Source organism: Litchfieldia alkalitelluris, assembly GCF_002153425.1.
In the GTDB taxonomy this organism is placed as follows: domain Bacteria; phylum Bacillota; class Bacilli; order Bacillales; family Salisediminibacteriaceae; genus Evansella; species Evansella alkalicola.
In genome coordinates this window covers 4,197,100-4,216,434 of the sequence record NZ_KZ119600.1, presented here as the reverse complement: position 1 = coordinate 4,216,434, position 19,335 = coordinate 4,197,100, and the positions used below count along the sequence as shown (strand labels likewise).

12 protein-coding genes and 2 pseudogenes are annotated in these 19,335 nt (G+C 38.9%); all 14 read left to right on the top strand.

Annotation, left to right across the window (positions count from 1 at the left end; all coding sequences use genetic code 11):
• Positions 1 to 22: 22 nt before the first annotated feature.
• The gene (locus tag BW724_RS19835) at positions 23 to 457 is read left to right on the top strand and encodes a phage holin family protein (protein ID WP_088076851.1); all 435 of its coding nucleotides are present in this window, start codon (positions 23 to 25) and stop codon (positions 455 to 457) included.
• A complete protein-coding gene (locus tag BW724_RS19830) occupies positions 441 to 1,427 on the top strand; it encodes an N-acetylmuramoyl-L-alanine amidase (protein ID WP_088076850.1) in 987 nt (328 codons plus the stop codon). Before BW724_RS19835 ends, BW724_RS19830 begins: the two co-directional genes overlap by 17 nt.
• Positions 1,428 to 1,486: 59 nt before the next feature.
• Entirely contained in the window at positions 1,487 to 2,104 is a 618-nt protein-coding gene (locus BW724_RS19825; RefSeq protein WP_088076849.1) for a sigma factor-like helix-turn-helix DNA-binding protein, read from the top strand.
• A 400-nt stretch (positions 2,105 to 2,504) separates the two neighbouring features.
• The gene (locus BW724_RS19820; protein WP_088076848.1) at positions 2,505 to 4,121 is read left to right on the top strand and encodes a recombinase family protein; all 1,617 of its coding nucleotides are present in this window, start codon (positions 2,505 to 2,507) and stop codon (positions 4,119 to 4,121) included.
• Positions 4,114 to 5,781: a recombinase family protein gene (locus tag BW724_RS19815; RefSeq protein ID WP_088076847.1), complete on the top strand. Its 1,668-nt coding sequence runs from the start codon at positions 4,114 to 4,116 to the stop codon at positions 5,779 to 5,781. Before BW724_RS19820 ends, BW724_RS19815 begins: the two co-directional genes overlap by 8 nt.
• A gap of 115 nt (positions 5,782 to 5,896) precedes the next feature.
• Entirely contained in the window at positions 5,897 to 9,529 is a 3,633-nt protein-coding gene (locus BW724_RS19810; RefSeq protein WP_176371490.1) for a recombinase family protein, read from the top strand.
• 219 nt (positions 9,530 to 9,748) lie between these two features.
• Positions 9,749 to 10,711 carry an AAA family ATPase gene (locus BW724_RS19805; protein WP_088076845.1) on the top strand — a complete coding sequence of 321 codons (963 nt, stop codon included), beginning with the start codon at positions 9,749 to 9,751 and terminating at the stop codon, positions 10,709 to 10,711.
• 7 nt (positions 10,712 to 10,718) lie between these two features.
• Positions 10,719 to 13,262: a S8 family peptidase gene (locus BW724_RS19800; protein ID WP_088076844.1), complete on the top strand. Its 2,544-nt coding sequence runs from the start codon at positions 10,719 to 10,721 to the stop codon at positions 13,260 to 13,262.
• 127 nt (positions 13,263 to 13,389) lie between these two features.
• A pseudogene (locus BW724_RS24480) lies at positions 13,390 to 13,533 on the top strand (recombinase family protein); the annotation flags it as partial.
• Between the two features lie 18 nt (positions 13,534 to 13,551).
• Complete coding sequence (locus tag BW724_RS19795) at positions 13,552 to 14,274, top strand: recombinase zinc ribbon domain-containing protein (RefSeq protein WP_176371489.1); 723 nt, start codon at positions 13,552 to 13,554, stop codon at positions 14,272 to 14,274.
• Between the two features lie 115 nt (positions 14,275 to 14,389).
• A complete protein-coding gene (locus BW724_RS19790) occupies positions 14,390 to 18,010 on the top strand; it encodes a recombinase family protein (RefSeq protein WP_176371488.1) in 3,621 nt (1,206 codons plus the stop codon).
• Between the two features lie 168 nt (positions 18,011 to 18,178).
• Positions 18,179 to 18,802: a DUF6338 family protein gene (locus tag BW724_RS19785; protein ID WP_088076841.1), complete on the top strand. Its 624-nt coding sequence runs from the start codon at positions 18,179 to 18,181 to the stop codon at positions 18,800 to 18,802.
• Entirely contained in the window at positions 18,799 to 18,951 is a 153-nt protein-coding gene (locus BW724_RS23765) for a hypothetical protein (RefSeq protein WP_176371487.1), read from the top strand. Before BW724_RS19785 ends, BW724_RS23765 begins: the two co-directional genes overlap by 4 nt.
• 123 nt (positions 18,952 to 19,074) lie before the next feature.
• Positions 19,075 to 19,335 (top strand): annotated as a pseudogene (locus BW724_RS23995) (hypothetical protein); the annotation flags it as partial.

Sequence of the window (19,335 nt, the reverse complement as noted above, 5' to 3'; positions counted from 1 at the left end):
AAATAGAAAGTGGGGAGGTAACATGGCGGTAAAGGAATTATGGATATATGCACAGGTCGGAATTGCAGCGGTTGGTGGATGGTTAGGGTGGTTTCTTGGTGGGTTTGACGGATTTTTATATGCTCTTATTACCTTTGTGATTGTCGATTACATCACAGGGATTATGGTTGCAATTATTAACCGAGAACTTTCTAGTGAAATCGGTGCTAGAGGTATTTTTAAAAAGATTTTAATATTTATCCTTGTCGGTGTTGCTCATATTATTGACAACCGACTTATTGGTGACGGTAGTGCTATTCGCACAGCGGTCATCTTTTTTTATCTCTCGAATGAAGGGATTAGCATTATCGAAAATGCATCAAGGATTGGACTTCCGGTACCACAGAAGCTGAAAGATGTGCTTGCTCAACTAAATGGGAAATCAAAGGAGGATGGCAAAAATGAAACTAAGTACTAAGTTTATGACGAGAAATGATTGTTACAAAGCAGGAAGAAAAATCACTCCTAAAGGAATCATGATCCATTCAACAGCAACTCCAGGTGTGATGGCAGCTACTTGGTTTAGTCGTTGGAATAAATCGTATCAAGCTGGAGAGATCAACCGTCAAGTTTGTGTTCATGCCTTTGTTGATGATAAGGAAGCGTGGCAGTACCTTCCTTGGGATCATCGGGGCTGGCATGCTGGTGGCACAGCTAATAATACCCATATTGGGATTGAGATTTGTGAGCCAGGTGGATTTTCGTATTCAGGTGGTTCAAACATGGTTGGCTATAATGTTGCGAAGAATGAAGCGTATTTCAGAAAGGCTTGGCAAAATGCAGTGGAACTTTGTGTGTTGCTCTGTAAGAAGTACGGTTTAACTGAGCGGGATATTATTTGCCACTCGGAAGGTAGTAGACGAGGGATAGCGAGTAATCATGCTGATGTTATGCATTGGTTCCCTAAGCATGGTGAGAGTACGGATACCTTTAGAGCAGCAGTAAGAGCTGCATTAAGTAAAACGAAGGTTTCTCCAGATGTATCAGCTTCGCTTCAGGTAGGTGATGTTGTGGAAGTGAAAGCATCGGCGAATACCTATTATCCGGGTGGGGCGGCTATTCCAGCTTGGGTCAAAACAGACTCCTATCACAAAGTAACGCAGGTTATTTCAAGTGGAAAACCTGTTGTTAAAGGTGGAAAGACTTGTGTGCTGCTAGGCAAAAGCCTAGATAAGAAGAGTGGGAAAGAATCTCCTGGGATTATGAGTTGGATTGATGTCGGTTCGTTAGTTGTCATTGTTTCGAAGGCTAAAGAAGCTAAAACGTCAAAAGAGAATAATAGTTACTACAGGGTTCAGGTTGGAGCTTTCTCTAATAAGGAAAATGCAGAGGCATTGTTAAAGAGAGTAAAGGCAGCAGGGTTTGAGGGATACATTAAATTTGATTAAACTATGCTAAAATATTCTTGTATCTAGTGAATTTACTCTTGAGCAAAGGTGGTAGTTTTATGGGCGAAAAAGAAATTACTAAAGAAGATGTACTGTTTTATTTGGATATGATAGGTTCTAGATACGGTCCATCTTATAAACCAAAAATCGGAAAGTTAAAGCCCTACTATCCTTTGCTTAAGGAGCGGGATTCGGAAGATTACAAAAGGTTTATCCGAGTCTATCACAATTATAGAGACTGTCTAAAGGAAAGAGAAAAAACAATACTAGACTTCCAATATGGACTGAAAGGTGAAATTCCTACTCTTACAGAGATAGGGGAACACTTTGGTTTTTCTAATTCTCGTGCTTCGCAAATACGAAATAAGTCTGAACGTATTATTACAAGGGAAATTCTGAGGTTTTTAGCTAGAATAAAACCGAAAAAGCCAAAACAATCGTTTGAAAAAGTTATTGCAGCTCAATCGGATGAAGTGTTAGTACAGATTGGTCGAGAAATCCGTTCTTATGAAGCTGTAGTTGAGCATTATTTCAATCAGAAATATTCCAATAACTATAAAAATCGTATAAAGTTAGAAAAACTGCTTATCCATTTGTGGCGGGAAAATGAATTAGATCATCGCCAAAAAGCGATTAAAGTCTTAGGTATGGAAAGAGAAGACTTTTATTGGGATTAAACAAATATTAAGAAAACAAAGAGCTGGTGTGCGTTATGCATCGGCTCTTATTTACTATCCTTACTGCATCTAAATATCCGCTATCTTTATTTATGAGCGGACATTTAGGTGCATTTTTTATGGGTGTATTTAGATAATAAATTCTCACAGCAGAAGATGAAAATTGAAACTGATTACATACACAAGGGCTGAAAAACCTTATATTATCAGCTCTTTTCTCTTCTTTTTATCCGCTTATTTACTTGCTATTAGGATGAAATTAAGTGATATATACAATGACCAAAAAAGCTGTAGGGGCTTGAGTTAGAGCCACTTTAGCAGATTTTTTTTGGCGAGCCAGATTGAATACAAAACGCAAGGTGGTAAGAAACATAGCTGAAATTTGAAAGGGGGCAAACACATGGCAGAAGCATTGTTTGGTTCATTCGGACAAAGGGTTGATGGACTATCTTTAATGAATCAGCTGGAAGAACAACCTAAGCTGCTACGGGTAGCGGCATATGTACGAGTCAGCAGTCTTTCGGATGAACAGGAAGGGTCATTTGATAATCAGAAGATGCATTATACACAATTGATCCGATCCACACCGGGTTGGAAGATGGTAGACATCTATGTAGATCAAGGACGAACAGGAACATCTATGGACAAACGACCTGGCTTCAATCGACTGATTAGGCATGCAAAGGAAAGAAAGATTGACGTGATACTTTGTAAGTCAGTATCAAGATTCGCGCGAAACGTAATTGATTCAATTAACACAATCCGCGAACTTACGGAACTCGGTGTTCGAATTATTTTTGATAAAGAAAATATAGATACAGGAGACATGACGAGTGAGTTTATTCTCACCATGCTTTCAGCTACTGCACAAGAAGAGAGTCGAAGCATATCAGAAAATATAAATTGGGCGGTATCAAGACGGTTTGAAAGAGGTGAACCGGTCTTTTGTAGAAAGCTAGGATATCGTCAAGATGCATATAAAAGATGGGTTGTGATAGAGGAAGAAGCTCAAATTGTTCGAGAAGCATTTGAAGAAGTGGTGAAAGGAAAAAGGCCCTCTGAAATAGCTAGGGAGTTTATTAAAAAGGGCTATGAGAAGATTAATGGCCGGACAGATTGGTCTTCTACTACCGTGAGGTTAATGCTTCTCAATCGAGACTACACAGGAGACGTCATTTGCCAGAAATCATATACTGAGTGCCACCTTTCTCACAAGCAAGTGGCTAATAAAGGGGAAAGAAATCAATTCCTCATTAGAAACCACCATGAACCCATAGTCACCCGGGAACTATTTGAAGCAGCCCAACAAGCGTTAGAGAAGCGGAAAAAGCCAAACCGAAACAAAAAAGCCAATCGCTACCCGCTGTCTAGTCGGATAGAATGTAGTAATTGTGGAGGGACTTTGCATCGATTTATTTGCAGAGGATTTGTCAGATGGCGATGTGAAAATAATGTGAAGAGCAAAGAGCTTTGCCCGATGAAAAGTATAACAGAGGCCACCATCATGGAAGCTATGCAAGCTGCATTTCTGCAACGCTATGGAAAGACCAAATATGTATACGACACTCAACGAATGGAAAAAGACCTTTCGAGAGCTGTATCAGCAAGAGATCTTTCCTACAATAGACTTCGACTGGATTTAGAGAAAATCTTGTTAGAAGAAAATATCACATTAATTAATTCAAGTGGAACTGAGAGTGCAAGTACAAACAATAAGCTTGAAGCACTCGCCTGTAAACGTGAAGAAATTGAAAAAGAGCTAAAAGTGAAGGAAGAGTGGTGGCAAAGGATAGATCAAGATGCCACCTTTCGAGATACGGCTCAACACAAGTTGCAAGAACTAGAAGGAGTAAGAGATCCATTAAAACTATTACAAAAAGAACTAGAACAGATCACATTTTTAAGGGCATGGGTGGTTCGTGTAAAAACGATATCGCCAATGTCCTTTTGTATAAAGTGGATTGATGATCAAGAAACCATTGTTGACTTAAGGGGAGGAGCAAAACTCAATGAGTGAATATCAAAACCAATCGAGAGTACGAATTATACCCGCAAAAGCTAGAACTGGCCGGATGGAAGAGAATCCTGATGGTCAGAAAAAGCGGATAGCAGTTTATGCCAGAGTTTCAACAGCATCGGAAATGCAATCAAGTAGTTATGACTTACAAGTGGCTCACTACACTGAATATGTTAAAAAGAATCCAGCTTGGACACTTGTTGATGTCTATGCAGATGAAGGGATATCGGGAACATCAACGAAAAACAGGACAGAATTCAATCGAATGATACAGGACTGTGAAGATAATAGAATTGATTATATTTTGACAAAATCCATTAGCCGCTTCGCACGTAACACTATTGACTGCATCAGCATTTTAAGGCGCCTCAAAGGACTGAAACCCGCCGTGGGCGTATATTTCGAGAAAGAAAACATCGACACGTTGGACTCGAAATCCGAACTGTTTTTAACCATTTTATCCTCAATGGCCCAAGAGGAAAGCCGAAGTGTAAGTGAAAATACAAAATGGGGTGTACAGAAACGCTTCCAACAAGGTATTGTTCATATGCCGACCACATTCTTTCTGGGGTACGACACGATGGAAGACGGCGAGATTGTCATTGACGAAGAACAGGCTAAGGTAGTGAGGCGCATCTTCCGAGAATTTCTTGAAGGAAAAGGATGCCCTACCATTGCTAAAGAACTTACGAGAGATGGGATGAAGACCGGAAAAGGGAATACCACATGGACGAGTGATGCGGTTTATAAGATTATCAAACAAGAAAAATATCAAGGACACTGTTTAGCTCAGAAGACTGTCACAACTTGCTACTTGTCGCACAGGCGCGTACGCAACACCGATATTCAACCGCAATACTACGTGAAAAACACGCACCCGGCAATCATCAGTGAAGAAACCTTTGAAGCAGCCCAACAGGAACTCAAACGAAGGAGCTTGATGCTGCGGGATCCAGATCGGAAGTATCGCCAGAACTACAGTAACACAGGCACCTTCTCCAACCACTTTTTCTGCGGGGAGTGTGGGAGGCCGGTCATTCGAAGGCGAATGACATCAAGCAGGAAAGGGGAGAAGTATTATTTCACTGCCTGGCAATGTCGCGTCACCGCTGGGGCCGATCCGGACTTTAAAGATTGCAAAACCAGCTATGTACAAGAAATAGACATGGAAAAGGCCTTTATGACGATCGTGCGCGAGATGAAAGAGAATCTAGACGAGACGGTGGAAGATGCGAAGACGGCCATTGCACAAGCGTCCCTTTCTCCCCCAGAACAAGCCCGGCTTGAAGAGTTAAACGGTCAAATTGAAGCGGTCAACGACCGCATTAGTAACCTGGCCGCAAAAGAATCAGCGACAAGCGATGCGATCTACGATGCCACATTAAGACATCTGATCTACGAACAGGAAATCCTCCAACAAGAGCGGGACAGCTTGGAGGAAAACAGGCAAGAACAGGTGTACTTGGAGAAGCACCTACAATCACTTCTAGACATCTTAGAAGCAGAAGAATTAGAAGACTTTGATGGCAAGCTTTTCAAAAGCATCATAGAGCGAGGCATCATATGCAAAGAGCGGATTGTCGAGTTTCACTTTAAATGCGGTGTGAAACGGACCATTTGTGCGAAAGTACGAAAGACGCCGAAAAAAGAAAAAGCTTAACCTAAACTGGATAACCAAAAACCTCTTTCCATCCGAAAAAAGGACTTGAACCTTTAAGGGATGTGAGTGATAGATGGACACGAACCATTATCACTTAGGGAAAGGGGTTTTTGTGTTGGATGAATTTCAAAAAGGTTTGTGGACCAAAACACTTTGGGATCCAGTCAAGGAAAGAGAGGAAAGTCCGTTACTTGGTGAAAAGCAAGTAAAGGTCGCAGCTTATTGTCGAGTGAGTACCGCTTTTGAAGATCAAGTTCGGTCATTGGAAAACCAGGTACATCATTATACCCACTTAATTAGAAGTAAACCTAATTGGAAATTTGTTGGTGTGTATTTTGATAGTGGTACGAGTGGTAGTAATGCTAAAAAACAACGAGGACTGCAGCGGTTGCTTCGCCATTGCGACGAGGGCAGAGTCAATTACATCCTCACAAAAGATGTATCTCGTTTAACGAGAAATGCAGAACATCTGATGGAAATAGTAGAGGATCTTAAAGCGAAAGATGTGGGGATTTACTTTGAAAAGGAACAAATTGATACCTCCATTACTTTTAATCATTTTTTACTTAATACGTATGCTGCTTTAGCACAAGAAGAAATAGAGACTCTCTCTTCCACAACGAAATGGGGATACGAAAAAAAGTTTCAAAAAGGAGAAGCAAAATTCTCGAGATTATATGGTTATAACTTAGTGCAAGAGGAGTCAGGAAGTAGACTAGAAATCAACGAACAAGAAGCAACGAGCGTTCGCAACATTTTTGATTGGTTTCTACAAGGATGGTCGAGGGCTGAAATAACAAGAGAATTATATCGCCAAGGAGTTAAAACAGCTACTGGAAAAGATAGATGGTTGTCATCAAATATCAAAACCTTGTTACAGACGTATACCTACACAGGGAATATCATGACAAGAACCACGACGAGGGACCTGTTCACTCATAAAGTAACATATCATGAGCGAGGAGCGATGGAATTAGTAAATACTCACCCTCCGATTATTCGTCTTGAAGTTTTTGAAGAAGCACAGAGGCGTATCGAGAGCAACAAAAGAAATACAGGAAAACCAACGAAAATAAATCAACCTGCATTCGCAAGAAAGCTCATCTGCCATGCTTGTGGATATCGGTATAAATTTCACCCTAGTCCACGAATTGATTATTGGAAGTGTGCTTCGAGTAATGCAAAAACATGCGATGCTCCAAATATCAATGAAGAGCAGTTAAAACAAATGGCATTACAAGTGATGAGTTCAAAATACGATATGGATCAATCAGATAACCTTGCAAAAATGAAGAAAGACCTAAAAGACACCAATCAGCAGGATCATTTTGAATTTCATCGGTTGAAATGGTTAACGGAATTGGAGATAGCAAAAGCAAGAAATGAAGATCCAGAAAAGATAGTTGCATTAGAAAAAGAATACCAAGCGTTTGAAAAACAAGTGGCTCGAATAGAAGATGATCGTCTATTTCGTGTGAAGACATTGGAATGGCTAGAAACACTAAAGTCTGTGGAAGAGTTTCACCAAAAAGTAACGACGGAATATTTACGGGCATGGATTCATCAAATCACGATTGAATCTGAAAAAAACTACCAAATTGAATGGTTTGATGGGACAAGCCTGACGGTTGGTCAATTATCGGAAAGCAACTCCACTCATTCATCTCAGAAAGAGAAATTAATGAAAAAAGAAAGCCCCAAGAAGGAGGTGAACCGGGAACTGACCCTTCTAGATGAGCACGGGGCGTTAAAAGAGAAGGGGGAAGAAGCTATGAATACTACAGTTGAGCGAGAAGTACAAAAGATAGAACCAAGTGAGGGGAAGGTTATTCTTCAAACGATCGAGAATGCTCGAATAGGAAATGAAAAACCTGATCATTTGCAAAAAATTAAAAAAACACTTAAAACAGCTGCTTACTGCAGGGTTTCAACCGACCGTTTAGAACAGAAAACAAGTTTGAAAACCCAGGTAGCGTACTATACGTATCTCATTTTAAAAGACCCATCCTACGAATTTGCTGGTATCTATGCCGATGAAGGAATTACAGGGCGTTCCTTGGAAAATCGTGATCAATTAAACCGTCTATTGAAGGATTGTGAACGGGGCCTTGTAAATGTCATCATTACAAAGTCAATTTCTCGCTTTAGTCGGAATGCATTAGACACCCTTTCCATTTCACGCCAATTGAAAGAACTCCCAACCCCTGTGTATATTTATTTTGAGAAGGAGAACATTTGGACATCAGACCCTCAATCAGAACTGATGATGTCCATCTACGGTGCAATTGCCCAAGAAGAAGTAATGAATATTGGGAAGAGCATTGCTTGGGGGCATCGAAGTCAGGCTAAACGAGGAATTATTCGGTGGAAGAAAGCTACTTTTGGGTATTGGGTGGACAATGACTATCACTGGCATATCCAACCAGAACAAGCGAAAGTCATCCAACGTATTTATTCTGAAGTGATAAAAGGAAAGACAGTAAATAAAATCTGCGAAGACTTGGCAGGGGATGGCATTAAAACAGTGACTGGAAAAGACTTTTGGAATCCTAAATCGGTGATGGCGATGTTAACAAATGAAGTGTATAAGGGCGATTACTTATTTCAAAAACATGTGACCATCGATACACTACAATCCAAGGTCGTTCGTAATCAAGGAGAGGAACCACAGTATTATATTGAAAATCACCATGAGGCGATTATTAAGCCGAAGGACTGGGACCGGGTTCAAGATATTTTAGAAGAACGAAAACGAAATAAAGGATTTATCAAGGATGGACATCAGAAATACGAAAAAGACGAAATGAAAAATGAAGCTTTTATTGAAAAACTGTATTGTGGTGAATGTGGATATTTGATGGGGCATAGACGGCATGTAGAGAGACGATGGAAAAATCCTTTTGAAACGCACTTCTGGGTGTGCTGTCGCCATGATCAGAGATATAGACAAGAACGATGCGATACACGGCGTATTCGCCAGGATTATTTAGAGTGGAACTTCATTCACTTTTTAAATCAAATTCATGACAATCTTAATTTTAAAAATGACGTCTTGCATTGGATTAATAGATTGGAATTAACAGAGGAAGAGAAACAAGAAAGAACAGCTTTGCAGGAACAAGTAGAGAAGCAAAACCAATCCTTGTACAGTACGGTTGAAGAAGGTATCCATGAGAGCGGGCAAAACACTCAGCTGGTGGATCAATTGACAGAGGAATTGGTCGAACTGCATGAACGACTGAAATATTTTAGTGATCGCGAAAGACGTGTGGAACATGAAAGAAAACAGTTTAAGGAAATAATGAAGAAGGTGAGAAAGTATGTGGAAGGAGTAAGCGAGGACTTCCCTGAAGATTTGTTTCAAGAATTTATAAGTAGTGCAGATGTGTGTAAAGATGGAAAGGTCACCTACCATCTCATAATTGAACTGGAACAAAAAATGCCTGACACCTACGATGACTATGTTGAGATAAAAAGACAGCAAAAGAAGCAGAAAACGAAGGAAAAGCATGAGGCGTTACTCAATGGGCTTGAGGTGGAGGAGCTGTTAGTGTTTTGCGAGGAGCCCAAAGCAGTTAAAGAGATTGTAGTTTTTATGAATGAGAGGATGGAGATTTCTGATTCGCACATCTTCCAAGTTATATTGAGACCATTAATGAGGCAGGGGGAAATGGAAAGATTCAAAGCACCGGAAAAGGGTGGGACCAGAGAGGTGTTTCATTATCAAAGAAAGAAGACATCTTTTTAGAAAAAAGTGATTATCCAACATGAAATGAGCCAATTGATGTAGTTGTGATGCTTGACATTGAGTGATAAAATAAAGAGAGAATCTATGCGTTGTAACGAAATGGAAATTTTAACATAAAATATAATTTAAGTAAACTTTACCGTTATTTTTCAAGGCACAAAGGATGTATGTGCCTTATATTTTTATATAAGCACTTCTATAGAAAGTAGGTGAATCCGCATGGCAACAATAGAACAGATTAAAGCTTTAATAAGAGCGCATTTCGATAGTAATGAAGAGAAATTTAAAACTGTTGTTTTGCAAATTGCGGCTCACGAAGCAAAAGTAGGTCATACAGCAAGTGCTCGTGAAATTAAAGAAATTATCCAAAACCCAAAATATCTAAACAAAAATAAGGTTGTAGCATTAAATAATGGATTAGACATTCTTGAACAAAAGATGACTCATGTCCATTTATCTGATTTAATCGTTTCGGTTGAGATAGAAGAAAAAATCAAACGTGTAATCAATGAGTATCACAAAAAAGATCTCTTAAGAAAAAATGGACTTATGAATCGTTCAAAACTGTTACTTGCAGGTGATCCTGGTACAGGGAAAACCATGACTGCTTCGGTTATAGCCAGCGAGTTATATTTACCGCTTTATGTAATACAATTTGATCGGTTGATAACGAAATACATGGGTGAAACAAGTGCAAAACTTCGACAAGTATTTGATCAGATAAAGGAAGTTCGAGGGGTATATTTATTTGATGAGTTTGATGCTATAGGGTCGGATAGAAACTTAGATAATGATGTAGGTGAGATGAGAAGAATCTTAAATTCATTTTTACAGAATCTTGAAGATGATGAATCTTATAGTATTATCATCGCAGCAACCAATAATCCGAGCATTTTAGACAATGCTCTATTTAGACGATTTGATGATGTGATGGAATATAAAAATCCTGATATCGAACAAATCACAAGATTATTTAAGATGAAGCTTCATGGCAAAGCATCTAACAATATTTTTACAGAAGATGTGTACAAAGAGGCCAAAGGATTAAATCATGCAGACATTGTTAAAGCGTGTGAGGAAGCAGTTAAGTATTCTATCTTAGAGGATCAGCTGATTACAAAAAACATACTATTAAATTACATTAAAGATCGGAAGAATTATTATAAATATAAGGAGGCTTAAGCAATAAATGAAACCAGAATTAAGCAACTTATATATAAATCAATCCTCTCAAACAGTTGATTACACACCAATTGTCTCCAACAGTGGAAAAGGTAATTATCCCGTTAGAACTAGTAGACGTAGCCATGCAGAACGATTAGAAGAAAGCTTAACAAAAGCGTGGGAAGAAGCTGAAAAACAGCAGGAAATTTTAGGCGCGGTTTCGGTATCTTCTCAACACGGTGTATATTTAGAAATTAAGGGTCAGGCTGGTTATGATCTGATTACTAAAAGCTTAGAGAATACAACGCAAAAAGTTAGGATTTGTAATATAAAAAGTGAAGATGATGGTGAGGAGCAGAAAGTTGTAAGCTCCACTGTTTTTGTCCCTGAAAACAAAAGGGATTTTTTTGTTAAGAAATTAAATAAGTACAAAGAAACAGAGACTGAAGAAAAAGTAATTGGAACAATAGAGAGTATTAATCTAGCAATGGTCGATGCTCTTTGGATGAGCGATAAAAATGAATTACCCAACAATACTCCTAAATGGTGTGAAGTGTGGTTAATGTTTGATATGAAAGAAGAAGTGGACACCATTATTGGGGAATTTTTTCAAATTTGTGATGAAAGACAAATCCAACATAAAAATCAAAAAATAGTATTTCCAGAGAGGGTCGTATTAGGAGTAAGAGCTAATAAGCAGCAATTATCAGAATTGCAATGGTTAAGTTCTAGAATTGCAGAATTCAGAATTATGGTTACCCCAACAAGCTTTTTTGAAGAGCTTTCTGAATTAGATCAAAGAGACTTTGTAAAAGATTTAGTAGAAAGACTAGATGTTTCAGAACAGTCAAATACTTCGGTCTGTTTACTTGATACAGGTGTTAATAATGGTCATGATTTGCTAGCGCCACTTTTAACTGATGAAAATATGCATGCAGTAGATCCTTCAAAAGGTGTGTATGACATTGCTAATCATGGTACAAGAATGGCTGGAATAGCATCTTACTTTACACTTGAAGATAAACTTGAAAATACTACTCCTGTTGTAGTTAATCACTTTTTAGAATCTGTAAAGTTATTTGATCGTAGTGATGATAATCAACGAGAATTATATGGTTATGTTACCGAAAGTGCTATTAGCTTAGCGGAAATACAAAATCCTGAGACTAATAGAGCTATTTGTATGGCTATTACGGCTCCAACCAATACACTTAAAGGTGATGGACGACCTTCCTCATGGTCAGGAGCGATTGATTCTATTATTTCAGGTGCAAATTTAATAGAGGAAACGGATATAAAAAGAAAGCTTATGTTCATTTCTGCAGGAAATACAAGTGTTACAGAGATTAGCGAATCAGGTGATGTAAAAACTGCTGTCATCAACCATGCAATTGAAGATCCTGCACAAGCTTGGAATGCTATTACTGTAGGTGCTTATACAGTCAAATACCAAATACCTGAAGAATTAAGTGGTACATATCATCCAGTTGTGGAACCTGGATGTTTCTCACCATTTACCTCTAGCTCACTTACGTGGAGTATTAAATGGCCGGTGAAACCGGATATAGTTTTAGAGGGTGGAAATTTAGCTTATGATGAAAATTCTAATTTTTATACAGAATTACCAGATCTACAACTTTTGACGACATGTAAAGATGCTGCGACGGGTAAATCATTCGATACACTTAGTATGACAAGTTCTGCAACAGCTCAAGCTGCATGGATGGGTGCAAATATTCAACATCATTATCCAGAACTATGGCCAGAAACAATAAGGGCTTTGATGATTCATTCAGCTGAATGGACAGACGCAATGAAAAATGCTTGTTTTGAGAATAATCCCCCAAAAAGAATGGATTATAGAAACTTATTGAGAACTTGCGGGTATGGTGTGCCAAATCTTTCGAAAGCACTTTGGAGTGTTTCTAATAGAGTTAACCTTATTATAGAAGATGAAATTCAACCTTTTTATAAGAAGGCTAGTGGAAGCATTACTTCAAAAGAAATGCATATTCATAATATACCCTGGCCAGATGATGTATTACTTAGTCTGGAAGATAAAAATGTAAAGATGCGAGTTACATTGTCTTATTTTATTGAACCAGGTCCTGGAGAAGTTGGTTGGAAAGATAAATATCGATATCCTTCTTGTGGCCTGCAGTTTGATGTTAATAATTCAACTGAGGATCAAGATAATTTCTTGAAGAGAATTAATAAGGCTATGCGAGATGATGAAGAAGATAAAGGTGATGTAAAAAACGATAGTAACCGTTGGGTTATCGGGACATCTAATAGAAATGTAGGATCCGTTCATTCTGATATTTGGGAAGGAACAGCAAGTGAATTAAGTCAAAGCAATCAAATAGCTGTTTATCCAATAACGGGATGGTGGAAACTGAGAACGAACTTAAAGAAATATAATTCAAAGATTAGATATTCTTTAATAGTAAGTATTGAGGCACCTGAGACAGAAGTTGATTTATATTCTGTCATAAAAAATAAAATTGAATCTAAAGTTAGTGTTGAAAATCGTACTACTGTATCTACAGAAGTTACTTATAAAAAATAGATAGTGAAGATAATACCCACTGAACAAGCTAGTACAAGCTGTTTGGTGGGTATTTTTTTGTGCATAAATAATAGCGAAATAATTCTGCTTATATAATAGTAGAAACTCGGATTCTTTCAATCTATATATTGCGAATTTTTATCTATTCGTCTCCACGGCGTACTTATCACATAAACGAGTACGCAACCACGATATACAACCACAATATTATGTGAAGAACACTCACCCTGCGATTATCAGTGAAGAAACCTTTGAAGCAGTTCAACAAGAAATGAAAAGGCGAAGTTTGATGATGCGGGACCCGGATCGGAAATACCGACAGAATTATAGTTCTACTGGCATCTTTTCCAACCAGTTTTTTTGCGGGGAATGTGGAAGGCCGGTCGTACGAAGGCGCATGACTTCAAGCAGGAAAGGAGAAAAGTATTACTTTACCGCCTGGCAATGTCGAGTCACAGCTGGGTCGGATCCTGACTTTAAAGATTGCAAAACAAGTTATGTACAAGAAACAGACCTGGAAAAAGCCTTTATGAACGTCGTGCGTGAGATGAAAGAGAATCTAGAGGAGACAGTAGAAGAAGCGAAGTGTGCCATTGAAAAAGCATCTCTTTCTCCCCCAGAACAAGAACGACTTGAAGAATTGAACATCCAGATTGAAGCGGTTAGTGACCGAATTAGTAATCTCGCCGCAAAGGAGTCTGCCACAAGCGATGCCATATACGATGCAACCTTAAGACATCTTATCTACGAGCAGGAAATTCTCCAACAAGAGCGGGATAGCTTGGAAGAAAATAGACAAGAACAAGTTTATTTGGAGAAGCAATTGCAATCCCTTCTAGACATACTCCAAGAAACGGAAGAATTAGATGATTTTGATGCCAAGCTTTTCAAAAGCACAATTGAGCGAGGCATCATTTGCAAAGAGCGGATGGTCGAATTCCACTTTAAATGCGGAGTGAAACGGACCATCTGTGCGAAAGTACGCAAGACACCGAAAAAAGAAAAAGCGTAATCTTATTGAATAACTAGAAACCTCTTTCCACCTGTAAAAAAGGACTTGAACCTTTATGGGATGTGAGTGATAGATGGACACGAACCATTATCACCTATGGAAAGGGGTTTTTGTGTTGGATTATGTTCAACAAGGAATGTGGGTACGAACGCTTTGGGATCCGGTTAAGGAGAAAAGGCAAAGCTCTCTTGAAACAGAGGAAGGGATTATCCGAGTGGCAGCTTATTGCCGGGTAAGTACCACACTGGAAGAGCAAATTCGTTCTCTGGAAAACCAAGTAAGCCACTATACCCACCTTATCCGAAACAAAGCCAATTGGAAGTTTGTTGGGGTATATGTGGATAGCGGAAGTGGAACCAGAACGGATAAACAGCGTGGGCTACAACGGTTACTTCGACACTGTGAAGAAGGCCGAGTGGACTTTATTTTAACAAAAAATATTTCCCGCCTATCACGAAATGCGGAAGAGACGTTGTCCATTATTGAAAAGCTTAAAAAATTGAACGTAGGACTTTATTTTGAGAAAGAGCAGATTGATACATCGGTTGAGTACAACAAATTTCTATTAAGTACGTATGCGGCGCTTGCTCAAGAAGAAGTCGAGACCATATCCATCTCAACTAGGTGGGGGTATGAGAAGAATTTCAAGCAAGGTATCCCTCGCTATAATAAAATGCTTGGTTATGATTTAGTCAAAAAAGAGGGACGGAACGCCCTGCAAATTAATGAAGAAGGAGCTGTAGTTGTTCGCAGAATTTTTGACTGGTTTTTACAAGGCATGACCATGGCTGAAATTGCTCGCGAACTGATGCAACAAGGAATAAAGACTTCGGTTGGGAAAGAACTGTGGAGGGGATCGACGGTCAAGCACATCTTAACCAATGTTACCTATACCGGAAGTAAACTGACAAGGGTTCGAACAAAAGATATTTTCACGAATAAAACGACCAAAAACATAAGAGATCAGATATCCATTGCAAACTGTCATTCTCCCATTATCAGTGTGGATGTTTTTGAGCAGGTACAGAAACGTTTAGAGGAGATAAAGCCAAAGAAGAACTACACAGGACCAAAGGGGAAGAAACATTGTCTTTCAGGGAGAATGAACTGTCACCGGTGTAGCTATCGTTTGAGCAACTATCCAACAAGAGGCGTGAACTATTGGAAATGTAACACGAGCGATATTGGGGTCTGTGATTTGACGTCCATAAGAGAAGATATTTTGAGAGAAATGTTGCTAGAGGGGCTCAAACAGAAGTTTAACATGGAGAGCCCTTCTGTTTTTCATAAGTTGAAAAAAGCGCTGCAAGATATCAATCAGAAAGACCATTTCGAATTTCACCGATTAAGATGGATGGCTGAACTGGAGTTAGCAAAAGCAGAACAGGGAGATCTGGCCAAGTTAGAACAGGAGTATCAAGCATTTGAGAAGCACACCGCAAGGATTGAAGATGATCGGCCCTATCGAAATCAAACATTGAGTTGGCTCGAGGACGTGCAAACAGTAGATGAGTTTTTGGAACAAGTGACGATTGACCAGCTTCGGGCGTGGGTGATGGGGGTGGAGATCTATTCAACCAACGATTACCGTATCGAATGGGTGGATGGAACGGAAACCGTCATAGGAGAGATGCCGGAAAAGGATGGGAAGGGGATTAGTACCGAAAGTCCAATCAAGAAAAAGCCACAAAAACAAAAAGAACAAGAGCCGTTGTATGAGATCATTGATGCAAATGGCCATTTAAAGGGAAGGGGTGAAGAGAGCATGCAAACTCTAATGGAGCGAGAAGTCATCAAAATCGAACCAAAAGAAGGAAAAAGCATGTTGAAAACCATTGAAGCAAACTTGAACGGCCTTCCTTCCACCGCTACAGCCAACCCGGTGACAAAACCGCTAAGAACGGCTGCCTATTGCAGGGTTTCGACAGATAAGGAAGAGCAGCTCACGAGTTATAAGACACAGGTCGCGTACTATACGTATCTAATCTTAAAAGACCCTCGGTATGAATTTGCGGGGATCTTTGCGGATGAAGGGATATCTGGAAAGTCACTGAAAAACAGAACCGACTTTAAGAAATTAATGGATGAATGTAGCCGAGGAAATGTCGACCTTATTTTGTGTAAATCCATTTCAAGATTTAGCAGAAACACATTAGAAACATTGAAAACCATCCGTTGGCTGAAGTCACTTTCCAAGCCCGTCTACATTTTCTTCGAAAAAGAGAACATTCATACAAAAAATTCCGATAGTGAATTGATGATGACGATTTTCGGAAGCATTGCTCAAGAAGAAAGCATCAACATTGGAAACTCCATCTCCTGGGGAAAGAGAAGCCAAGCAGAAAGAGGCATTATTAAGGTCGGAACGGCGAACTACGGGTACGAAATAGGGAACAACCATCAATGGATCATTCATAAAGAAGAAGCGACCATCGTCCGTCGCATCTATGCGGACTTAAGGGCGGGAAAGAACTACAGCCAAATCCATGCCTCGCTAACGAAAGATAGGATCCCGAGTCCAAAAGGAAAGGGAATGTGGTCGTTAAGTACGGTCAAACAGATTTTGACAAACGTGGTCTACCGCGGCGACTACTTGTATCAGAAGTACTTTACGGTGGACACGTTAGAAGAGAAGAGTGCGACCAATCAAGGGGAATTGCCTCAATACTATATCGAAGGCCACCACGAAGCCATCATTGATCCCAAAGAGTGGGACGATGTACAAGCCATCATTGAAGATCGATCAAGATCCTATAAGTCTCGTATGAGCAGCAAGTATATAGCACAGACCCACAAAAATGAAGCGTTTGGTCAGAAACTCGAGTGTGGCGAATGTGGGAGTGGTGTTGGCTATTCGAGGGCGGTGGAACGGCGAAGTACGGGTGAACGATACGAGATCCACCGATGGGTGTGTAGACTTGCGGAAAAGTATTACGCTGTCGAGGGCTGTTCCTCACGTCGTTTTCAACAAACCTACCTCGAGCAGCACTTTGTGAACATGGTCAAAGGGCTTTACCGGAATGAGGCCTTTCAAAAAGAAGTGGAAGCAATCATTTCTCAAACGGAGTTAAGTCCCCTGGAATTAAAACAAGAAGAAGAGGCTCAAAAAAGAATGGAGCAGATGAACCATGAGCTCTACGAAGTGGTGGATGAAGAACTCCATCAAGACGGACAAGACTCACAAAGGGTAGATGAACTAAGTGGGGAGATTGTGGAGCTACACCAGCAATTAAAAGCTTTCTCGGACCGTAAAAAGTTGGCTGAGCAATACCGGGATGAATTCAAAGAGCTTATGAAAAAAGTAAAGATACTTCACGAAGAACAACAGCAGGCATTTCCTACAGAGCTTTACTCACAGTTTGTGGAACAAGCCACAATCTTTAAAGACGGAAAGGTAGTGTACCATTTGAGCATAGGAGTGAGGTGGACAACGGATGAACGGTATGATCAGTACCGGCAACAGCTTTTAGATGAGAAAAAGGCGAGAACCAAGGCGAAACGAAAGCAAAAGCAGAAGGACTTTTTGAAAGGACCGGAAGTGAAAGCCTTGTTGGAGTTTTGTGAAAAACCACGGATGTGGGGAGAAATCTTGGAGTTTATGAACACGGTGAAGTTTATCTCCGATTCTCATTTGCGAGCAAGCATTGTACAACCATTAATTGAAGAAGGGAAGCTATATAAAGAGTTCTTGCCAAATCGTCAAAGAAAGCATAAATATTATATGGTGAAGAAGTAATGAAGGAACCCACTGAGTAGGCAGATCAAGCCGCTTGGTGGGTTTATTCTGATTCTAGCATTAATTGTATACAAAATTCGACCAATTACTTCAAAAAAATGGTATAATACCCATGTGTTATTTAAACACTATCGGCTCTTTAAATCTCTTGTTGAAATGGAGAAAAATATGAGTATTACAAATTATACTGTGTTAATGATAGTTTTGTTATTTATCGTTCCAGGTTTTATTATTGACTTCATCCGAAGGAAATTTATTTCGTTGAAAGATACACGAACTGAGTTTGTATATATTCAATTTCTTATTTATAGTTGTTTTAATTACGGTGTTTGGGCGTTTCCAATTTACTATTTATATAAGAATGACTTCCAAACTCAGCATCCTATGTTAACTTTTTTATTTTGGATATCTATCATGTTTGTTTTTCCAATTGTGTTCGGTTTGATTTCAGTAATAGTTCATCAGTATAGCCTAATGAAAAAGTTTTACAATAAATTAGGGTTAAATCCTATTCATCCTACTGCAGTTTCTTGGGATTATGTTTTTAATAATAAAAAGGAAGGTGCTTACGTTACTATTCACCTAAAAGATAATCAGCCAATTAGTGGTTACTTTGGCTCAAGATCCTTTGCCTCATCTTTAAGCTCGGAAAGAGATATTTTCTTAGAAAAAATATATGAACTAGATGAAGATGGTAATTGGATAGAGTTAACTCCATTAAGGAGTATCTGGATAAAGGGAGATGAAATTAAAGCAATAGAATACGTAGAAAGGAGTGAAACTGAAGAATGAGTCAAGATAATAAAAAATTAAATGAGGGATATCAACCTAGTCAAAATTTTGGACACCAACCTCGCCATCAAAACGGACATCAACCATCAAGACAAACACCTCAACCGCCACCAACTAGTGCAAAACCAGCCTTGAAACCTAAGGAGTAAAAGTAAAAGAATAAAAAGAACTACTGAACTTATGTTCTTTTTATTCTACTTTCAAAAATTAATAATTGGATATAAACAAGTATTTTATTTAACTTGAAATTCATATAAAGGATAAATGCGTATATGTACAGTGGGAGAAACAAAGAAAAAGAAACAGATAATGGCTTTATATATCCAATGTTAAACAGAATAATAAATATCCTTTACTATATTAACTTAGTTGAACTACTAAAATGGATTACAGTAAAAGTTGTTCTATTACGTTATAGAAATTATAGTGATGAAAATTTTAAAAAGAGGAAAGTAAGAAGAGCTCGAAATCATTCAATTGATCTATTTATTATTTTAAAATACCTATTTATTTTTTATTTAATACATTTCCAA

Bases quoted from the DNA above. Each gene is read 5' to 3' on its own strand.
- BW724_RS19820 (WP_088076848.1), top strand. From the start codon at position 2,505: ATGGCAGAAGCATTGTTTGGTTCATTCGGACAAAGGGTTGATGGACTA.
- BW724_RS19800 (WP_088076844.1), top strand. From the start codon at position 10,719: ATGAAACCAGAATTAAGCAACTTATATATAAATCAATCCTCTCAAACA.
- BW724_RS19785 (WP_088076841.1), top strand. From the start codon at position 18,179: ATGAGTATTACAAATTATACTGTGTTAATGATAGTTTTGTTATTTATC.
- BW724_RS23765 (WP_176371487.1), top strand. From the start codon at position 18,799: ATGAGTCAAGATAATAAAAAATTAAATGAGGGATATCAACCTAGTCAA.
- BW724_RS19815 (WP_088076847.1), top strand. From the start codon at position 4,114: ATGAGTGAATATCAAAACCAATCGAGAGTACGAATTATACCCGCAAAA.
- BW724_RS19830 (WP_088076850.1), top strand. From the start codon at position 441: ATGAAACTAAGTACTAAGTTTATGACGAGAAATGATTGTTACAAAGCA.
- BW724_RS19805 (WP_088076845.1), top strand. From the start codon at position 9,749: ATGGCAACAATAGAACAGATTAAAGCTTTAATAAGAGCGCATTTCGAT.
- BW724_RS19795 (WP_176371489.1), top strand. From the start codon at position 13,552: ATGATGCGGGACCCGGATCGGAAATACCGACAGAATTATAGTTCTACT.
- BW724_RS19825 (WP_088076849.1), top strand. From the start codon at position 1,487: ATGGGCGAAAAAGAAATTACTAAAGAAGATGTACTGTTTTATTTGGAT.
- BW724_RS19835 (WP_088076851.1), top strand. From the start codon at position 23: ATGGCGGTAAAGGAATTATGGATATATGCACAGGTCGGAATTGCAGCG.